16 protein-coding genes are annotated in these 20,044 nt (G+C 42.4%); 8 read left to right on the forward strand and 8 right to left on the reverse strand.

The genetic code is table 11. The annotated features are described in order from the left end of the window. The first annotated feature begins 181 nt into the window (after positions 1-181). Complete coding sequence (locus tag H6G92_RS41225) at positions 182-481, forward strand: hypothetical protein (RefSeq protein ID WP_390666756.1); 300 nt, start codon at positions 182-184, stop codon at positions 479-481. Positions 482-512: 31 nt separating this feature from the next. Here the strand turns inward: H6G92_RS41225 and H6G92_RS24045 are convergent, their stop codons facing one another. After that, the gene (locus H6G92_RS24045) at positions 513-2,204 is read right to left on the reverse strand and encodes a M3 family oligoendopeptidase (protein ID WP_190896491.1); all 1,692 of its coding nucleotides are present in this window, start codon (positions 2,202-2,204) and stop codon (positions 513-515) included. 329 nt (positions 2,205-2,533) lie between these two features. On the opposite strand from H6G92_RS24045, the gene H6G92_RS24050 reads away from it, so the two are divergent. Beyond that, the gene (locus H6G92_RS24050) at positions 2,534-3,016 is read left to right on the forward strand and encodes a hypothetical protein (RefSeq protein ID WP_190896493.1); all 483 of its coding nucleotides are present in this window, start codon (positions 2,534-2,536) and stop codon (positions 3,014-3,016) included. Between the two features lie 62 nt (positions 3,017-3,078). Here the strand turns inward: H6G92_RS24050 and H6G92_RS24055 are convergent, their stop codons facing one another. Beyond that, positions 3,079-7,743, reverse strand: coding sequence for a GAF domain-containing protein (locus tag H6G92_RS24055; protein ID WP_190896495.1), 4,665 nt, complete (start codon positions 7,741-7,743; stop codon positions 3,079-3,081). A 225-nt stretch (positions 7,744-7,968) separates the two neighbouring features. Here H6G92_RS24055 and H6G92_RS24060 point away from each other — a divergent pair, with 225 nt between their 5' ends. The 5 genes from H6G92_RS24060 to cbiE all read left to right on the forward strand — a co-directional run bounded on the left by H6G92_RS24060 (position 7,969) and on the right by cbiE (position 13,964). Further along, positions 7,969-8,292: a YnfA family protein gene (locus H6G92_RS24060; RefSeq protein ID WP_190896497.1), complete on the forward strand. Its 324-nt coding sequence runs from the start codon at positions 7,969-7,971 to the stop codon at positions 8,290-8,292. 546 nt (positions 8,293-8,838) lie between these two features. Continuing rightward, entirely contained in the window at positions 8,839-10,191 is a 1,353-nt protein-coding gene (locus H6G92_RS24065; RefSeq protein ID WP_199344952.1) for an ammonium transporter, read from the forward strand. Positions 10,192-10,305: 114 nt separating this feature from the next. Next, entirely contained in the window at positions 10,306-11,172 is an 867-nt protein-coding gene (locus H6G92_RS24070) for an SGNH/GDSL hydrolase family protein (protein ID WP_190896501.1), read from the forward strand. 110 nt (positions 11,173-11,282) lie between these two features. Continuing rightward, entirely contained in the window at positions 11,283-12,491 is a 1,209-nt protein-coding gene (locus tag H6G92_RS24075; protein ID WP_190896503.1) for a 4-hydroxy-3-methylbut-2-enyl diphosphate reductase, read from the forward strand. A gap of 252 nt (positions 12,492-12,743) precedes the next feature. Then, complete coding sequence (cbiE, locus tag H6G92_RS24080; RefSeq protein ID WP_190896505.1) at positions 12,744-13,964, forward strand: precorrin-6y C5,15-methyltransferase (decarboxylating) subunit CbiE; 1,221 nt, start codon at positions 12,744-12,746, stop codon at positions 13,962-13,964. Between the two features lie 62 nt (positions 13,965-14,026). Here the strand turns inward: cbiE and H6G92_RS24085 are convergent, their stop codons facing one another. Next, positions 14,027-14,758 carry an ABC transporter ATP-binding protein gene (locus H6G92_RS24085; RefSeq protein ID WP_190896507.1) on the reverse strand — a complete coding sequence of 244 codons (732 nt, stop codon included), beginning with the start codon at positions 14,756-14,758 and terminating at the stop codon, positions 14,027-14,029. 177 nt (positions 14,759-14,935) lie between these two features. Between H6G92_RS24085 and H6G92_RS24090 the strand changes: the two genes are divergently transcribed. After that, on the forward strand, positions 14,936-15,799 hold the full coding sequence (locus H6G92_RS24090; RefSeq protein ID WP_190896509.1) for a DUF4351 domain-containing protein: 864 nt from the start codon (positions 14,936-14,938) through the stop codon (positions 15,797-15,799). A gap of 2 nt (positions 15,800-15,801) precedes the next feature. Here the strand turns inward: H6G92_RS24090 and H6G92_RS24095 are convergent, their stop codons facing one another. The 5 genes from H6G92_RS24095 to H6G92_RS24115 are packed head-to-tail and all read right to left on the reverse strand — an operon-like array spanning position 15,802 to position 19,919. Next, entirely contained in the window at positions 15,802-16,593 is a 792-nt protein-coding gene (locus H6G92_RS24095) for an ABC transporter ATP-binding protein (protein ID WP_190896511.1), read from the reverse strand. A 9-nt stretch (positions 16,594-16,602) separates the two neighbouring features. Continuing rightward, positions 16,603-17,541, reverse strand: a complete 939-nt coding sequence (locus tag H6G92_RS24100; RefSeq protein WP_190896513.1) for a branched-chain amino acid ABC transporter permease — start codon at positions 17,539-17,541, stop codon at positions 16,603-16,605. Beyond that, entirely contained in the window at positions 17,508-17,684 is a 177-nt protein-coding gene (locus H6G92_RS24105) for a hypothetical protein (protein ID WP_390625492.1), read from the reverse strand. Before H6G92_RS24105 ends, H6G92_RS24100 begins: the two co-directional genes overlap by 34 nt. A 14-nt stretch (positions 17,685-17,698) precedes the next feature. Further along, positions 17,699-18,649: a branched-chain amino acid ABC transporter permease gene (locus H6G92_RS24110; RefSeq protein WP_190896515.1), complete on the reverse strand. Its 951-nt coding sequence runs from the start codon at positions 18,647-18,649 to the stop codon at positions 17,699-17,701. 7 nt (positions 18,650-18,656) lie between these two features. Further along, positions 18,657-19,919, reverse strand: a complete 1,263-nt coding sequence (locus H6G92_RS24115; protein ID WP_190896517.1) for an ABC transporter substrate-binding protein — start codon at positions 19,917-19,919, stop codon at positions 18,657-18,659. Positions 19,920-20,044 lie beyond the last annotated feature (125 nt).

The raw sequence follows: 20,044 nt of genomic DNA on the forward strand, positions 1-20,044 counted from the left end.
CGCCTCTGGAGACATCGACCTCTGCATTGGTGGGGAAACTCCTCAATGTAAGCCGAGTCGTGGAAAGAGGAAACCCAAAGAGTGATCTTTGGAATCACCGTGGCTAAAGCTACAGTGAGGATGTCAACAAACTCTGCGGGTTGAAGTAAAGAGCAAATAACAAGACGTTCGGCTCCGGCTGATCTTTACTTGCTGCCACCCAGCACTGGCGATCGAGGCACAGGTTGCTTTGACGCTGGGGATGCTAGGCGAACTTGAGACGGATGAAATTGCGCGGGCGTTTCTCGTACCCACGGCAACGATAGCGCAACGCTTTGTGCGTGCCAAGCGCAAGATTCGGGATGCAGGTATTCCCTATAAAGTGCCGGACACAACCGATCTGTCTGTGCGGGTAGACGCAGTGCTGACGGTGATCTATCTAATTTTTAATGACAGCGAACGCCGCTTTCTGGAGCGGCGGCTACGCGAAATTCAACCCTAAGTTTCTGATAGCTTTCATCAGCTTTGCTCAATCAGCCAACCTTCAAAGTTTGACGCACTTTTTCAACGACTTTAGTAAGTGCGCCAGGTTCAAACGGAGAAATGAGATTTGCCGATCGCACTAATTCTCGAAAGGACGCAGAACCACCGCGATCGCATAACGCAATATAATCCGCTAGCGCCTGCGAATAATCTTCTTCTGCTTTGATCCAAAACTGCAACGCGCAACACCCCGCCAAGGTGTAATCTATGTAGTAAAACGGCGAACAGTAGATATGCTGTTTGTCTTGCCAGAGTCCGCCTTTGTTGAGGTAGTTCAAATCTCCATATTGCCGCCAAGGCAGATAACGAGCTTCCATCTGTTGCCACATTTGATGTCGTTCTTGGGGGGTTGCTTCTGGGTTGGCATAGACCAAATGCTGAAAATGATCCACTGCCACGCCATAAGGCAGAAACAGAATCGACCAAGCTAGATGCTGCCGACGAAATCGCTCGGCTTGATCGCCGAAAAACTTTTCCATCTGCGATCTGGTGAGAAACTCTAAGCTCATGGAGTGAATTTCACATGATTCTAGGGTGGGCCACAGGTAATCGAAAACTGGCAAATGGCGACTTCGCCACATTTGGAAGGCGTGACCGATCTCGTGAACGAACACCTGCACATCGTTTTTTGTCCCATTGAAATTTGCGAACACGTAGGGCATGTCATAGGTTGCAAAGCTTGTACAGAATCCGCCTCCTGCTTTTCCCGGACGGTTTTGCAAATCCAGTAAATGCTGCTCAACCATCATGCTGAAAAAACCACCTAGCGATGGATTCATGGCATCAAACATTTTTTGTGCCCGTTCCAACATCCAGTCATGATCGCCAATTGGAGCCGGACTGCCTTCTGCATCAAAGACGGACTCATCCCAGAAATAAACGGTGTCTAGGTTGAGCCGTTGAGCCTGTTGCCGAATTAGCTTGATCGCTAAGGGAACGACCTCTTGAACCACTTGATCTCGATAGCGCTCGACATCGGTTTGATCGTAATCCACCCGCCGCATTCGGCGATATCCTAGCGCAATGTAATTCTCATAGCCCAATTTTTTTGCCATGCGATCGCGCAGTTTCACCAACCGATCAAACAGTTGATCGAAGCGGTCTTGATTCTGCTCAAAAAACTGCCAGCGACACTGTTCTGCTTGGTGGCGAATGTCTCGATTTTTACTTTGCAGATAGGGTTGCAAACCCGATAAATTCACCTGCTCACCCTGGAACTCTAACTTTGCCAAGGCGATCAGTTCGGTGTACTCATTGGTGAGTTTGGATTCTTCGACTAAATTTGCCGCGATCGCTTTTTCAAAAGTCGTGATGTCTGCTTCCCACAGCAAAAAGGCTTGTCTTCCAAAACTTTGTTCTAACTCGGCGCGATCGGGGCTTTGGATCAGTTGCCGTTTTAGGTCTACTTCAAGGGCGGTCAGAGATGGCGAAAGTTCACTGCAATAGTCCAAGGCAGTTTTGTACTCTGGGTTTTGCGTATCTTGGTGAAAGTGCAGTTGTGTGAGTTCCCTCCACGTACTGAGTCTGCGTCGCAAGGCATCCCACTGCTCTATCACGATCTTTCGTTGCTCAGAGGTTTGAGCCTGGTTCAACTGCGTCTGAATAACTTGGTATTCGGCGGTCACGCTTAAGAGCGTTGGAGTTTCTGCTGTGATGTCGGCAAAATCTACTGGAGCTTGCATCAATTATTACCCTCAGTGATAAGACATTCAGTGATCAGGCGACTTCTGGAAAGTTTTTATTTGGGGAAATCGCCAACTTTCATTTTTTCAAAAATCTATTAAGACATCAACAATGAAATCTAAGTGCCTTAATAAACAGACCTTCTTTAATAATGTTACTCAAAGTATTCGCTCACCTTATTTAGGCATGACGCTTAATGAATTCGCGGCACTAATACAAAGCCACAAACATCAAGTTCAGGAGTGTTAGTACAAGCTTGCCTGACTGGAGCTAGAAATATTCAAGCCCAGATACTGGAATTTAAGTAAATAAATATACTGAGGATTTATTGCCGACTGAGATAGTAAACTATTCAAAACATCAAAACAAAACTAATGAAAAAACTATTTGCACTTTTAATATTTTGGTATTTTTATTGCCCTTAACTGCTGTAGCTAGCAGCCCAGATGACGATTTGTCATTCTTCGAGAGCAATAAAAATTTGATTATCGCACTGGACAACAAGACTAATACTGCATGTTCTTTCAACACCAAGACTAATTCAGTCGTTAAAATGTCTGGCGTTAAGTTTACTAATACCCGAATGATTGGGGCCTCTTACTGGTGGGGAAAACTAAGCGGCAACTTGAACAATTTTCTTAATCCTAAAACATTAAAGATTAGCGAAATTAAAGGTAAATGGAGTGACAACAACGTAATGTTAATTAAGATACAATATTACAAAGACCACGGTGCTTACACTGAAAGCCTCGGTGCAACTTGTGTTAAGGAAGGCGGGTTAAACGAATTAGCTAAGAAGATGAGAAGCTAAGTTAGCTTATGGCGAAAAGTAAAACTACGGTGAAAGCTTACTGAAGGTAGTTATTGGCGAGACTACAAAGCTAAAAAGTCTTGAATGCAGTTGACAAATTCTTTTAACTCTAAAATTAACTTACTAGCATCTCTAAGCTCTTGATGGTAAGCTAATTGTTCTAATTTGTCAGCTGCTAAGTACATAGCTGTGGCTCCAATGTTGGCACTAGCGCCTTTAAGGTGATGAGCTTCTCGCACAATTTGCCCAAAGTCATGAGCCGCGATCGCTGCTTTAATTATTTCTAATCGGGGTTTAATATCTTCAACGCATACTTGCAATAGATTTAATTCAAATTCTCTGTCATTTCCCGATATCCGATGCAAGTGTTCCCAATCAATTGCAAGTTCAACTGTACCTTTTTTTGTGGTGGAAAATGTCTGTTCATACACAACTGCCTCTTCTTGCGAGAGGATCACGCCTGTCCAATGCTCTAGAGTCGCAGCCAATTTTTCTTTAAATACTGGCTTACTCAGATAGTCGTCCATTCCAGCATTGAGACACATTTCTTCGTCTTCTTTCATCGCATTAGCCGTCATCGCAATCACCACAGGACGACGACGTAGAGCAAAAGTGTCCTCTTGCCAACGATGAATTTCTTTTGTGGTTTCCAAACCATCGAGAATTGGCATTTGACAATCCATTAGAATCAAATCGTAAGGAATTTTTTCTAATAACTGCAAAACTTCCTTTCCATTAGCAACAACATCGGCTTTATAGCCCAAACTCTGGAGTTGCCTCAGGGCTACTTTCTGATTTACCAAATTATCTTCAGCTAACAGAATTCTTAACTTGGATTTATTAGCGGGGTTAGGGGAAGAAATAAGAATGTTTGAAGTTTCTATACTCTGGATTTCTTCAGTAGCCTCTAGCTTCCAGTCTTTAGCCCCTGGTTCTGATTCAGACTGAGTTTCTAAAATAGTCATAATGGCATCTAGGAGTCGTGATGGCTTAATGGGTTTAACCAAATAAGCAGCAAATCCCATTTTGAGCGCCTGCTGTACTTCATCCCGTTGATTAGTAGAGGTGAGCATAATCAAAGGTATGTCAGCAATTATAGAATTGGCTTTAATTTGTTCTCCTATTGTCATGCCATTTTTTAGATCAACCAAGGCGACATCATAGGATTTCCCCTGCTCATAAGCTTTCTGAATAACTTTGAAGGCAGCAGTGATACTGTCAGCTTGATCTACCTGCATTCCCCAATGAGTAGCTTGATGGGAGATAATTTTGTAATTAGTAGCGTTGTTATCCACCAATAACAAGCGGCGATTGTTCAAAAGTCCGCGTTCGTATTTTGGCAAAACAGGCTCAATTTGCTTCGTAAAAAGCACCTCAAACCAAAACTTAGATCCTTTCCCCATCTGACTTTCTACCCCAATTATTCCTCCCATCAAGGTTACTAGTTGTTTACAGATGGCTAATCCCAAACCGGTACCACCATACTTACGAGTGGTCGAAGCATCTACTTGGGTAAATGGCATAAAGAGTTTGCGTTGGTCTTCAGGGCTAATGCCAAGACCTGTATCTGTAATGGCAAAATGGATGGTGGCTGTAGTAGAGGAAAGCGAACGTAATTCGGCTTGCACAAATACTTCGCCAGCGCTAGTGAACTTGATAGCATTGCTGATTAAGTTCATGAGAATTTGCCGCAGCCTACCAGCATCTCCTTTGACGTGGGTGGGAACGTTGTGCTCAATCAGTGTGGCAATTTCTAATCCCTTGTTATGGGCTGAGGGAGCTAATAATTCCACCACTTCTTCCACACAAGTGGATAAATCAAAATCTAGAGTTTCGAGAGCCATCTCTCCAGCCTCAAGTTTAGAAAGATCCAAAATCTCGTTGATTAAACTTAAAAGAGCGTCTCCACTACTACGAATTATTTCAATAAATTCTCGCTGTTCTGGGTCTAAGGAAGTATCTAACACCAAACTGGTCATTCCTAATACAGCGTTCATCGGAGTGCGAATTTCATGACTGATATTTGCCAAAAAGGCACTTTTAGTCTGAGAAGCTAATTCAGCTTGGCGACGGGCAATTTCAAGTTCTTGTCGCTGACGAGTTTCTGCTTCTAATAGTTGGGCTTGGGCTAAGGCAATACCTACTTGGTCGGCTATTTGCCGCAAAAGATGAGTTTCAAAGCTAGACCAGTGGTGGGAATCATCGCATTGATGAACTATGAGCAAACCACGAACTTCTTCTTTGACAAGAATAGGCACAACCAAATTGACTTTGACCCCAAACTGTTGCATTAATTGCAGATGGTTTTGTTCAACTTCTAGCAGATCCAAATTAGCCAGCCCTAAAATCTGTCCTTGACGGTACTGCTGTAAATAGTGTTGTTGTAGATATTCCGCTTGGAAGTAGGGATGAGTAATGCTTTGCTCTTTGATTGCTGGTAAGCCAGAAACTACTGCTTCAATCACGGTGGTTGCAGGCTCATCTGGTAAAAGCTGATAGATTAAAACTCGGTCAGTCTTGAGAATCTTTTGTACCTCCTCGACGGTGATTTGGAGAATTTCTTCGATTTGCAAAGACTGGCGAATTTTGAGGGTGATTTCGGTAAATAATTGCGATCGCAAGTTTTGGCGTTGTATTTCTTCTTCAGCCTGTTTACGCTGGATAAATTGCCCCACTTGCTCACCAATCGAATTCATCGTTTTGATCAAATCTTGGTCAGGCGGTTGGATCTCACGGTTAAAGCAGGTAATCACACCAAGGATTTTTTGTCCGCTGCGGATCGGAAAACCAAAAGCTGCGTGTAGTCCTACTTCAGCAGCAATTTTGAAGTTAGGCAAATTAATATCTTTAAGGATGTCAGCGAGCCAAACAGGTTCAGAAGTCGCCCAAACCCGTCCAGGGAGTCCAATTCCTGGTGCAAAAGTGGTTTGCCGCTTCAGTGCTTCAAACTCTTGCACATCAAGAGATGCCTTATGCCACATATCGAGAAAACGCAGCACATTTGCTTGCTGATCTACTATCCAAATTTCACCCAAATCCCATTCCAAACTCTCGCAGATCCCTTGCAGCATTTTGCGAGTAGCTTCGCCAGTCGTGGCGGACTCCGCTAAAACGCGGGTTGCAGCATATTGTACAGTCAGATGCTTTTGGGCGCGTTTGCGTAAGCGAAGCTCGTTGGAGACATCGGTGATATCAATGCCAGTGCCAACAATGTATTCTACTGATCCCTCATAGTCTTTTAAGAAGGTATTCGACCAAGCAATCAGTCGCCGACTGCCATCCTTCATTACCCAATAGTTTTCGTGTTGTAAAAAGTTTCTACCAGTTAGCAATTGCTCAAAAACTGCTTTGACTGACTCCACCTCTTCAGGAAGTAAGAACAAGTTCCAGAAATATCTACCCCTCACCTCATCGAAGGAGTAACCTGTTGTTTGCTCACAAGCTTGATTGAAGCGAACAATTTGCCCCTGGGAGTCAGCAACTATTACTAAAGCGCTGGCTGTATCCAGGACTGCTGAGATAAAGTTGCGTTCCTGATTTAAGGTTTCTTCTGTCCTCTTGCGCTCAATCACCTCACGATAGATGAAGTAGTAGACTACAGCAAGAACGATAAAACTTAGGCAGATGGCGATCGCAAGTGTCAAAATTGTATTGCGACTCATGGCTTTTTTTGCTTGTGACTGCTGCTGGAGTTGTCCCCTTTCCTCGTTTTCTATCTCATTGATCACCTTACGGATATCATCCATGAGATTTTGTTCATCATTTCTCTGTAGTACTTGCAACGCCGTCTCTAATCCCTTGTTCTGACGCAAGTCGATAATCTGTTTGAGTTCAGTAAATTTAGCCGTTATCAGAGATTCAAGGGTTGTTATCTGCTGTCGTTGGTTAGGTCGATCTGCTGCTAAAATCTTCAGCTTGGCAATTTCTTGATCGACGTTAATAAGTGCTACTTGATAAGGTTTGAGATAAATTTGTTTTCCAGTGAGGATGTAACCATTTTGTTTTATCTCAGCATCTTTGAGGTGAGACAGTAGTTTTTCTAAACTGGTGATTTTTTTATAAATATTTTTGACTATACTGCGATTATTAGTAGTTACTCTAGTATTTTGATAAGAAACCACACCAATCAAAACTAAAATTGCCGACGCTAAACCAAAACCTACTGCAATCTTTTTGAAAAATTGCTTGCGTACTCTCTGTGCCTGTTTGCCTTTCTTGGTCACAAGTACCAAACTTGCTAAATTTCGGCGCAATTCTAGTTGCTTGATGACATGACGGCCTAAGGTTCGTAATGCCTCTATCTGATCTGGAGTAAGTTCTCGTGGTACGTAGTCAATTACACATAAGGTTCCTAGTGCATATCCCTCAGGATTAATCAGAGGTACACCAGCATAAAACCGAATATTTGGGTCAGATGTTACCAGTGGGTTTGTGGCGAACCTTTCGTCATCTGTTGCATCAGGCACAACAAGAACATCAGGCTGGAGAATAGCATGGGCGCAGAATGCAAAATCTCGATGTGTTTCTAGGGCTTCCATTCCGACTTTTGATTTGAACCACTGGCGATTTGTATCAATTAAGCTAATTAAGGCAATAGGAGTCTGACAAATATACGAGGCTAAACGGGTGAGGTCGTCAAAGGCGGCTTCAGATGGCGTATCGAGAATTTTATACTCCAAAAGCCTCTCGATTCTCTGTGCTTCGTTATCAGGTAATGGTGCTTTCATCCTTAAGCCTTATCTACATTTTGGGGATTGGGGAAGAAGCAGAGAGAGGGGCAAAAGGGCAGTGGGAAAGAAAATAAATAACCAATGCCCAATGCCTAATGCCCAATGCCTAATGCCTAATGCCCAATGCCCAGTTCAACAAACTTACTTTAATTAATGACAATAGTTTAGTTAAAAGCGTTAGCGTAATTTCACTGAGTTCGACCTTATTAAAAAATCTGTCAAATGATTAAGTCCCTACTGTATTTTTTGTGGGCTGGTTTATTTGAAATCGGGGGCGGCTACTTAGTCTGGTTGTGCTTGCGCGAAGGTAAGCCGTTTTGGTGGGGAATATTGGGGGGAATCGCTTTAGCGTTCTATGGAATTATTGCAACTCTCCAATCGGCAAATTTTGGCAGAGTTTATGCTGCTTACGGCGGCGTGTTTATCGTAATAGCAATGCTTTGGGGGTGGAAGGTAGACGGGGTAACTCCAAATCGCTACGACTTAATCGGAGCTTGTTTAGCTTTAGTGAGTGTTTTAATTATTATGTTTGCACCCAGGGCTTGAGTAAAATTTCTATATTATTTTCGGCAAATAACTTTTATATTATTCCCTTTTAAACAGATAATAACTTCACAGAAAATGGCAAAGTTTTTTAGCAACTAAGCTCTGAGAAGCAGCTATGTGGATATCTACGCGTTTATGCGGAAGATATCAAGATAACTCCTGACATATTTGTAGAAATTCTCAGAGAATACTGGCGATAATTTCCAATACTTGTCAATTTTCAGAATTCTCTTGGTTTGTAACAGTAAGTAACTAAAAATTTTGAATTTTGTAGCGCTTGAATAAAATGCTTTTTTTCAAAAAAAAGATGCAATGATTGCATATGCACACCCTTATTCCAATCTTGGCAACTACAATCAGGATTATATTTTTGTTAACATTTTCAGAAATTTTAGGTTAAGTAACTTTCAAGACAAAAATGTGTAACTAAAAGTAATCAAATGTAGTTAAGTATACAAATCATTGGTGCTTAGGAAGAACAAACAAGTGTTGAAGAAAGTTGTGATGATCGGGGCTATCAGCCTACTGTTTTTGGGAGGCCCGTTAATGGGCAATGCTTTTGCCCAAACACCATCTGCTGCGCCTGCTGCTGATACAGGAGATACGGCGTTTATGCTGATTTCAGCAGCACTTGTGCTGTTAATGACACCAGGATTAGCGTTCTTCTATGGTGGATTTGTGCGATCGCGCAATATCCTAAACACATTGATGATGAGCTTTGTGTTAATGGCGATCGTGGGAGTTAGCTGGATTCTCTGGGGCTATAGTCTTTCCTTTGCGCCAGGGTTGCCATTCATCGGTGGATTGCAATGGCTCGGTTTGAATGGTGTCGGGCTAGAAACAACCGATTATCTTAGAGGGTCAAATCCGGTAGAAATTGTGTCTTATGCGGCGACAATTCCCCACCAGACATTCATGATCTACCAAGCCATGTTTGCCATTATCACCCCAGCCTTAATTTCTGGAGCGATCGCAGAACGGATGAGTTTCCGCGCTTATTGTCTGTTTGTGCTACTGTGGTCGACCTTTATTTACGCCCCCCTGGCACACATGGTATGGGCTAAAGGCGGATTCTTGGGTTTGGCTGGTGGATTGGGTGCCCTCGACTTTGCAGGTGGTACAGTAGTTCACATTAGTTCTGGCGTTTCAGCCCTGGTAGCAGCGATCGTCCTTGGGCCTCGAAGAACCCACCCTGACCGCCTTAGCCCACCACACAATGTTCCGTTTATTTTGCTGGGTGCTGGCTTGCTGTGGTTTGGCTGGTTCGGTTTCAACGCTGGCAGTGCCCTATCCGTTGCTAGTGGAACTTCTGGTAACTTAGTCACAAATGTGGCAACAACAGCCTTTGTCGCCACCAATACAGCGGCGGCGGCGGGTGCATTAATGTGGCTAATTTTGGAAGGGGTATTACGAGGTAAACCAACCGCCGTAGGAGCAGCTACCGGAGCAGTTGCTGGTTTGGTAGGTATCACTCCCGCCGCCGGATTTGTCACACCGCTATCAGCGATTTTAATTGGTTTTATTACTGCCTTTGTTTGCTTCTATGCTGTGAGTTTCAAGCATAAGACGCAAATTGACGATGCTTTAGATACCTATCCCGTACATGGCGTTGGTGGTACAGTCGGGGCCATTTTAACGGCAGTCTTTGCCACAACTCAAGTCAACGGAGGAGGTAAAGACGGATTACTGCGTGGTAATTTTGGTGAGTTGGGAGTTGAACTAGTAGCAATTGCCATTGCCTATGCGATCGCAGGTGTTGGTACGTGGATTATTCTCAAGGTTATCGATGCTACAGTCGGGCTACGAGTCAAAGAGGAAGCAGAATTGCAAGGTTTGGATATCAACGAACACGGCGAAGAAGGTTACAATTCTGAGTTTGGCGATCGTCCCACTTCGTAAAGAGGACTGAGTTAGGAGTTGGGATTTTTCTTTCAATACAAAATCCAAAATTGGGCTGATTTGCGATCGCTAGCGTTAAAATTTGATTCAAATAATTGGTAAATTCCGCTAGTCGTGTCTACATCTGCAAAAACCTTTCCTATCTGGGCATTTTTCTCGCTGTTAACCAACGGCATCCTAATGTTGGCGGTCATCCTGCTAATTTGGCAACAGCAGAGATTGGCCGCTTTTTTTGGGATAATAACATCCCCAGAACTAATCAGCCTGAACAACTCACCGCAAATTACTACACCTGATTTAGGTCGCCGTCACCAACTCACTTACCAAGAGTGGGTGGACATCCTCAAGCAAGAAGCCAAGGTCGCTGCTGACCAACGTCCTCCCAATTTAACCATCCTGGCGGGAGATTCTCTGAGTTTGTGGTTTCCCCCTGAGTTATTACCTGAAGGTAAAAATTGGCTCAATCAAGGAATTTCTGGCGAAACCAGCAATGGACTCTTGAAAAGATTGAAGATATTTGACCGCACCCAGCCAGAGGTCATTTTTGTGATGATTGGCATTAATGACCTGATTCGAGGGATGAGTGATGGGGTAATTTTAGATAATCAGCGGCAAATTATCAATTACCTACGAAAGACGCATCCTACAGCGCAAATTATTGTCCAATCGATTTTGCCACATGGGGCAGAAGAAGCAACCTGGAAAGGACGAGATAAACTTCTAGCTGTTGCCAATAGTCGCATTAGCAAGTTGAATCAGCAACTGCAAAGCCTTTGTACCAGAAAAGGAGTCAAATATCTCGATTTATATCCCTTGTTTACCAACAAGCAAGGAAATCTCCGCCGCGAATTTACTACTGATGGCTTACATTTAAGCCCTGAAGGCTATATAGTTTGGCGTTCTGCATTGCAGATTTATAGCGAGATCGAATTAAAACCCCAGCAAGAAAAAGAGGGAAAAAGGGAAAAGTTTAAAGGGTAAAAGGCATTAAATCCTTTTACCCTCTCTGGTAATATCTTTGAATACAAGTCTGTATAAATCTCGTCTTGGCGCGAGAAAATAAGAAATAGTGGTTTAAATAGACAAATCTAATGGATACAAAAGCTTTTAAACGCAGCCTGCAACATTCAGAAAATTACAATCGCAAAGGCTTTGGTCATCAAGCTGAAGTTGCGACCCAGTTGCAATCTGAGTATCAGAGTAACTTGATTCAGGAAATTCGCGATCGCAATTACACCTTACAACGAGGTGATGTGACAATCCGACTAGCACAAGCCTTTGGCTTTTGCTGGGGTGTAGAACGAGCTGTGGCAATGGCCTATGAAACCCGTCAGCACTTCCCTACAGAACACATCTGGATTACTAACGAGATTATCCACAACCCTTCTGTAAATCAGCGAATGCAGGAAATGGAAGTAGAATTCATCCCCATTGAAGGAAAGAATAAAGACTTTTCTGTTGTGGGAACTGGTGATGTAGTGATATTACCTGCTTTTGGGGCTAGCGTTCAAGAAATGCAGATACTTCACGATAAAGGCTGCAAAATTGTTGATACAACTTGTCCTTGGGTATCTAAAGTTTGGAATACAGTAGAAAAGCACAAAAAAATCGACTATACATCAATAATTCACGGTAAATATAAGCACGAAGAAACAGTTGCGACTAGTTCCTTTGCTGGCAAGTATTTGATTGTGTTGAATTTACAAGAAGCACAATATGTTGCTGACTATATTATCAATGGTGGAAACCGTGAAGAATTTCTGACAAAATTTGCTAAAGCTTGTTCAGCAGGATTTGATCCCGATCAAGATTTAGAACGAGTTGGCATTGCCAACCAAACTACGATGCTTAAAGGCGAAACTGAGCAAATCGGCAAGCTTTTTGAGCGGATTATGTTACAAAAGTATGGCCCCACCGAGTTAAATCAGCATTTCCAAAGCTTCAATACTATTTGTGATGCCACTCAAGAACGGCAAGATGCCATGTTGGAGTTAGTGGAACATAATTTAGATTTCATGGTAGTAATTGGTGGGTTTAATTCATCCAATACTACTCAGTTGCAACAAATTGCTTTTGAGCGGGGAATTCCTTCTTATCATATTGATACTGTTGAACGGATTAAATCAGGAGATTCCATAGAACATCGGCAACTAAATGGGCAGTTAATAACTACAGAAAACTGGTTACCAGATGGAGAAATTGTCGTGGGAATTACTTCTGGTGCTTCTACGCCAGATAAGGTAGTAGAAGATGTTATTGAGAAGATTTTTGCGATGAAAGCAACAGCAGCACTAGTTTAACAGTGAGCAGTGATTGATTTCATCTCTTGGCGAAACACCACACCAATATCAGTTATCAAGTAAGCAAGTTCGTAGTAAGGAATTTAGTCCTTACTACGAACTCTCAAAACTAGCTCGACAAAGTATTAGTATTCACTGCTAACTGATAACTGCATCGGCTAAAGCGTGAAGGCTGAAGCAGCAATATTCTGATCCAATTAGCGTCAAATCTTAGTTATGAAATAGTAATTATTAATTTAATCATGAATTAGCATGACAGAGAAATGGCTTTCTATCGTCGGCATTGGGGAAGATGGATTACAGGGGTTAAGCGCGATCGCTCTTTCCCTAATCACTCAAGCTAAAGTAATTGTGGGAGGCGATCGCCATTTAGCAATGCTCCCTACAGATGATCAACGTGAAAAACTAGTCTGGACATCCCCTATAAGCACTTCTGTAGAAGAAATCATCCAGCGTCGCGGTCAGTCAATTTGTGTACTCGCAAGCGGTGATCCCATGTGTTATGGCATTGGTGTCACCTTGATGCGGCGAATTCCCGTCTCTGAAATGACAATTATTCCCGCACCTTCAGCTTTCAGCCTCGCCTGTGCCAGGATGGGATGGTCTTTAACTGAGGTGGAAACCTTGAGTTTGAATGGTCGTCCATCCTCTCTACTCCAGTCTTACATCTATCCAAAAGCGCGACTATTGATTTTGAGTGAAGGGAAGGACACACCCGCCATTGTTGCCGAAATTTTGACAAATCGCGGCTATGGTAGCAGCAAAATCACCGTATTGGAGCGTATGGGCGGCACTCATGAAAGAATTGTGGAAGGTACGGCTGCATCTTGGAGTGAAACTGAAATTGCTGCTTTGAATGCGATCGCAGTTTATTGTATTGCTGATGCTGGGGTTGTCCCATTACCAAGATTACCAGGACTACCAGATAACGCCTATCACCATGATGGACAGTTAACTAAACGTGAGGTTAGGGCAATTACCCTAGCAGCTTTGGCACCCACGCCGGGAGCGTTGTTATGGGATGTTGGTGCGGGTTGTGGTTCAATTTCTATTGAATGGATGCGAAGCCATGCTCGGTGTCGAGCGATCGCGATCGAACAAAACTCATCTAGACTGCTTTACATTGCCGATAATGCCGCCACTCTCGGTACTCCAAATCTGCAAATCATTGAAGGTAAAGCGCCCTATGCCCTGAAAGACTTGCCTGCACCAGATGCTATTTTTATTGGTGGTGGGGTGACAGCAACAGGAATTTTTGATATTTGCTGGGAAGCATTGCGGCCGGGTGGACGTTTGGTGGCAAATGTTGTGACGGTACAAGGCGAGCAAACTTTATTTCAATGGCATGAACGAGTCGGTGGCGATTTGACTCGTGTTGCAATCCAGCGGGCGGAACCTATTGGTAAATTTTTGGGCTGGCGAGCAATGGCACCAGTGACGCAATGGATAGTTGTGAAGTCTGAAACTAAATGATCGCATTTGTAATTGTGCTTGTACCTCCCAAGTTTTCAGAGGGATACATGTCAATTAATTAATCACCCCAAATAAGCTTTTTTAACTCGTTCATCACTAATTAATTCTGATGCTGCGCCTGTTAAAGTTATAGAACCAGCTTCCAAAACATAACCGCGATCAGCAATTTGTAGTGCAAGATTAGCGTTTTGTTCAACTAACAAAATAGTTACGCCTGTATCACGAAGATTTTCAATAATTGAGAAGATTTCCCGGACGATCGCAGGTGCTAAACCTAAACTAGGCTCGTCTAAAAGTAAGAGTTGTGGTTTACTCATGACAGCGCGAGCGATCGCTAACATTTGCTGTTCACCGCCACTGAGGGTTCCTGCTAGTTGATTGCGTCTTTGTGACAAACGGGGAAATAACTCAAATTGGCGCTGAATATCTGCTTTTACCTCGGCTTGATTGGAGCGAATATAAGCACCCAAAAGTAAATTATCAAATACTGTTTGCCGCGCTAATACTCTGCGTCCTTCAGGACAGTGGGCGAGACCAAGTTGTACAACTTCGTGAGTTTGGCGGCGGGTAATATTATGTCCATTATAGATAATTACACCACTCTTAGGATTAACTACTTTAGATATGGCGCGGAGTGTAGTAGTTTTACCAGCACCATTAGCACCAATTAGAGTAACTACCTCGCCTTTTTGAATAATTAAATTAATCTTTTTCAGAGCTTGGATGCCGCCATAATTAACATCAAGTTCTTGAACTTCTAAAATTGTATAGTTTGGTCTACTATCGGCATTCATTGGCGGTTTACATCCAGAAATGTTGATTCAAAACCTAACATACATCAATCATACATTTCTTAAAACAGTGTGTAGGCGTACCCCATCGTAGAGATTGCTTCAACTTAAAAACCAACGCCAGAATAATGCAATCTTTGTGGTATACCATTAATTACTGATAAAGATATCAAGCGTCCTGTGGCAAAAGCAGCAGATATTGGTAGCAAGCGACTAATTAATTTAGCTCCCGATGCATGGGTACAGTGGGTAACACAACGTCCTGAAGTTGTGGCGAAAGAAATTCTCGGTTCTGAGTTTCAGTGGATTAGCCGCGAAACAGATGTATTAGTCAAGGCGTACAGTGCCACTCACGGAGATTTTCTAGTACTAAATGAACTACAACTGCGTTATACAACACATATGCCTCTACGGATGAGAGCCTATGCTGCCTTGGCACAAGAACGTTACCGATTGCCAACTTACCCAGTACTGATCAACATTTTACCGCCCCCATCCACCTTAACGATTGTCAGTAGTTACGAGCAGGAATTTTTGGGATTACGTGCCATTCAAGATTATCGCGTGATTAATTTGTGGGAAATCGATGCTGAGATAGTGTTTCAGCAACCACTACCATCGTTGTTACCCTTTGTGCCAATTCTGCGAGGAGGGGGAGAGGTATCAGTTGTGCAACGCGCATTGCAGGCGCTACGAACAGATGCACAGTTAAATCAATTAGAATCATTGCTGGCATTTTTTGCTAGCTTTGTGTTAGACACGCCTTTAGTTCAACAAATCATGAGGTGGGATATGGCAGTATTGCGAGAATCGCCTTGGTATCAAGAAATTGAGCAAAGAGGTATTCAGCTAGGTCTTCAGCAAGGTGTTCAACAGGGTGCGCGACAGCAGTTAATCCGAGTATTGCGACGACGCTTTGGTGAAATTCCTCAAGAGGTAGAAGCAAGGCTTGAGGGCGAAAGTGTGGAACAATTAGAAAATTTAATGGATAGCGCGATCGCTGTGAGTTCTTTAGACGAATTTGTGCAAATTTTGTCTACATAAATTCAATCATTTCCCAAATAAGCTTCAATTACAGCCGGATCATTTCTGACAACTGCTGGTTCACCCAAAGCAATCAATTGACCAAAATCTAACACCGCAATGCGATCGCACAAACCCATAACTAAGGGTACATGGTGTTCAATGAGGATGATCGTCAAATTGAAGCGATCGCGCAGGCTACGGATAAATTCACTGAGTTGCTGCTTTTCGTTGGGGTTCATCCCCGCCGCAGGTTCGTCGAGAAGTAAGATTTGCGGTTTTAAGGCTAAAGCACGGGCAATTTCCAGCCGACGCTGATCACCATAGGCAAAGTTTTTGGCTTTTTCGTCAGCGCGATCGCTCAAGCCAATCATATCCAATAAATCTAAAGCTTTCTGTTTAGTTTTAAGTTCTTCACTAGGCGCTGGTGGTAAGCCCAAAACTCCTGTAATCATATTACTTTTAGTGTGCAAATGCCGAGCAATTATCACATTTTCTAACGCCGATAATTCCCCGAACAAGCGGATATTTTGGAAGGTACGGGCGATACCTAAAGCAGCAATTTGATGGGGACGCAGTTGAGAAACTTCTGCACCTTGATAAATTAATTTACCGCTAGAAGGGGGAATAAAAGCGGTAATTAAATTAAACAGTGTTGTTTTGCCAGCACCATTAGGGCCAATAAGTCCAAAAATCTCATGTTTATTTACACTAAAAGATACATTGTTTACCGCCACTAGACCACCAAAACGGCGAGTCAATGCTCTTGCTTCTAAGACAATACTGCTGTTAGCTTCTGAAATACTGTATGACATTTTTGCATATTATTTATGAATAGTTCTTTTTTGGCTTTTACGTCTTTGAAAAATATCTGGAGTAATTAGCCCTTGGGGGAAAAAGATTGTACCTATTACTATTAGTAAGCCAAAAATAATTAATCTACCATCTCGCAAAAATTGTGCTAACCAATTAGGTAAACCACCAGTATCAGCGAGACTTCGCAGAATTTCTGGTAAGGCTGTAAATACCATACCTCCAATTACCGGCCCTAAAAAACTTCTCGAACCACCAATCAAGACAAAAGTTAAATATATAATACTGGCATCAAAAGTACCTTGGCGAGCATTCCAGGTATTAAGGAAGTGGGCGCTAATTGCACCTACAACTCCTGCAAGCATAGCCCCTAATGTAAATGCTAAAACTTTGTAATAAGTGGGATCAATTCCCATTGCACCCGCAGCTAATTCATCTTCGCGGATAGCAATAAAAGCCCTTCCTACGCGGATGCGTTCTAAACGATAAAGCAGCACCATACTAATTAATAGTAAGGGGAGAGCAATCCATAAATATTCAATTTGTGTTTGGAAAGGTTGAGGAATGCCAAAAATACCGACAGCACCGCCTGTGATATCTAGATTGAGGGAGATGACGCGTAGAACTTCCACAAAAGCGATAGTAGCGATCGCTAAATAAATTCCTCGCAACCTCAACGCAGGAATTCCGACTATTATACCCAATAAACCAGAAATTATACCAGCAATTAACATCTCCAATAACAACAATGGAATGGGAAATAAACCACTGCTAGATGTCAAAACTTTTGTGGATAAAATTGCTGCAATATACCCGCCTAAAGCATAAAATCCCGGACTAGCTAAAGACAATTGTCCTGTCATTAGCGGTAAGTAGAGCGATAACCCTAGTAGCGCCCCCAATACCATAGAGACAATTAGAGAACCGTAAGTAGCGAAAAAGTCAGCCATTTTAAAACATTTTGATTAACATCATGATTTCTCGTAGCACGCACTTGTGCAATTTCTCCATCCACAAGTTCATATAAACCTTCCTCTGGACACTGTTCTAAAAATTGCTCAAAAGTTAATTGTTGTTTGGTATATGTTTTCATGGCACTACGTATCTTCAAACTTTCTGGATAAATCTTCGTCCTAGCAAACCTTGGGGTCTAACTAATAGCATCATAAACAAAATTCCAAAGGCTACTGCGTCTTTATAACCAGAGAATTCAGCAGGGACAAACGCCTCCACTAATCCAATTACTAAACCTCCCACCACCGCACCAGGAATACTACCTAAACCACCTAAGACAATTACTGCTAAACCCCGTAACCCAAAAGCAATGCCGAAATATGGCCCTGCAATACTAACACTAGAGGCGACTAAAGTTCCTGCTAATCCTGCTAAGAAACTGCTGATGAAAAATGTTAGGATGATAAAGCGATCGCTATTAATTCCTAACAAACTAGCTGTAGTTGGATCTTCTGCGATCGCTTGCATTGCCTTACCATATTTAGTCCGATTTATAAAATAGGTAAGAATTGCCACAATCACAACTGATACACCAAAAATTACCACCTGGACACTGCGAATAGGAATTGGGTTTTCTGGACTACCAAAATTAAACGCAGGTGGCAAATTTCCGTAAGTATTTGCGGGGTATGTGTAACTTTCTGCGCCTACTAAATACTGGATTAAGTTCACAATTACTACTGCTACTCCCAAGCTGGAAACAACAGTTAGCAAAGGGTCAGATCCTTGACGGCGCAAAGGTTGAAAAGCAACGCGTTCCATCACTACCCCTACCAATCCCGCCAAGCTACTTCCTAAAATCAAGGCTATAGCAAAAGGTAATTTTATCGGTAGGGCTGCATTAGCCAGCAAGCCGTTAAATCCAAAGTTACCGCCCATGAGTGCATAAGTGAAATATGCACCCATGGTAAAAATTGCACCATGAGCTAAATTAATGATGCCCAAAATGGAATAAACTAAGGTATATCCTAAGGCAAAAATTGCATAAACGCTGCCTATGGATAACCCATTTAATAATTGCTGCAAAAATAGATTGATATTCATTTAGCAACTATTTTATAAATGTAAATTTACCTTGGCTTCCATCTTTTGGCATCTTGATTTGGGCTACATAAAAATCTTTTTGAACAACTTCACCTATGGGAGTAAAACCAATTTCACCTAGTGGTGTATTGTATGTTCCGGCAAGTATTTGTTTGTTTAATTGCGTCCGCAATTCTGGTAGCTGCAATTTGTTAACTTTGCTCTTTTTATCTAAAGCTTGGAGTGCTTCGACATAAACTTGCACGGCTGCAAAAGCTTGGGCGCTAAATTGAGGTGGTTCTTTCTTGTATTCGTCAGTATAGGCTTTACGAAATGCCGTGTTAATTTCACCTGGATGCTGTGGACTGTAAGCTTGAGCAATCAATACGCCATCACAAAGTGCATTACAAACTGTCAATATATTTGATGTATTTAGACCATTACCACCGACAATTAAGCCTTTATAACCCAGTTCTCGCAATTGCCGGATTAAATTACCACCATCAGCAGCTAATCCAGAAATAATGATCAAATCTGGTTTGAGATTAATGGCATTAGTAGCTTGGCTTTGAAAATCTGTATCACTGGTTTGGAACTTTTGCACTGTTACCAATTCCAGCCCTTGATCCTTAACTGTTTGTTGAAATATTTCCGTTTCTGACTTGCTAAATGCATCATTTTGAGCATAGAAAACTGCGACTTTTTTAATTTGGGAGTTTTGCTTAAGTGCAGCTTTCACCGAATAAGGTGCGACAATGGAAACTGGTGCGGAAACACGGGCAACGTAATCACCAATTTCGGGAATGTTTTTAGCAGTATTCGATGGCCCAAGAATTGGTACTTTTGCCCGTTCGGCAATAGGGTCAGCACTAAAAGCTTGCTGTGACAAAGTTGGCCCCACTATCCCAATAACTTTATCTTTATTAATTAAAGTTTGAAAAGCGTTAATTGCTCCAGCTTCATCACCGCTAGTATCTTGAAACACCAATTTAATTGGTGTGCCATTAACACCACCTTTACTATTGAAATACTTCTCGGCAAGTTTGGCTCCAGCAACTTGTTCTTGTCCCAGTAATGCTACATTACTAGTTTGGGCAACGGCAATACCGATGGGAATAGCACCCGACAATGTACCCGTTGTCGCTGCGGTGTCGGTTGCAGTGTTATTTGTGGTAGTATTTGGGCTATTATTTGGAGAACTAGTTACAGTGTTAGTTCCTCCACCACAGCCTGTTAGTAGCAAAGCGCAAGTTGATAAGAATGCTGTTGTCCGAGCGATCGCGTTGTTCATCGTTAGATAATCATGTAGTTATTAGATATTCGGCAAAAGCTAATAGTAAAGGTCATAATCTGCAAACAAAATTACGCAGATTTCCACTTTTGCACGAATTATATTAAATCATTCTTATTTGAACA

The sequence above is a fragment of the Nostoc foliaceum FACHB-393 genome, from assembly GCF_014698505.1.
Classification (GTDB): Bacteria; Cyanobacteriota; Cyanobacteriia; order Cyanobacteriales; family Nostocaceae; genus Nostoc; species Nostoc foliaceum_A.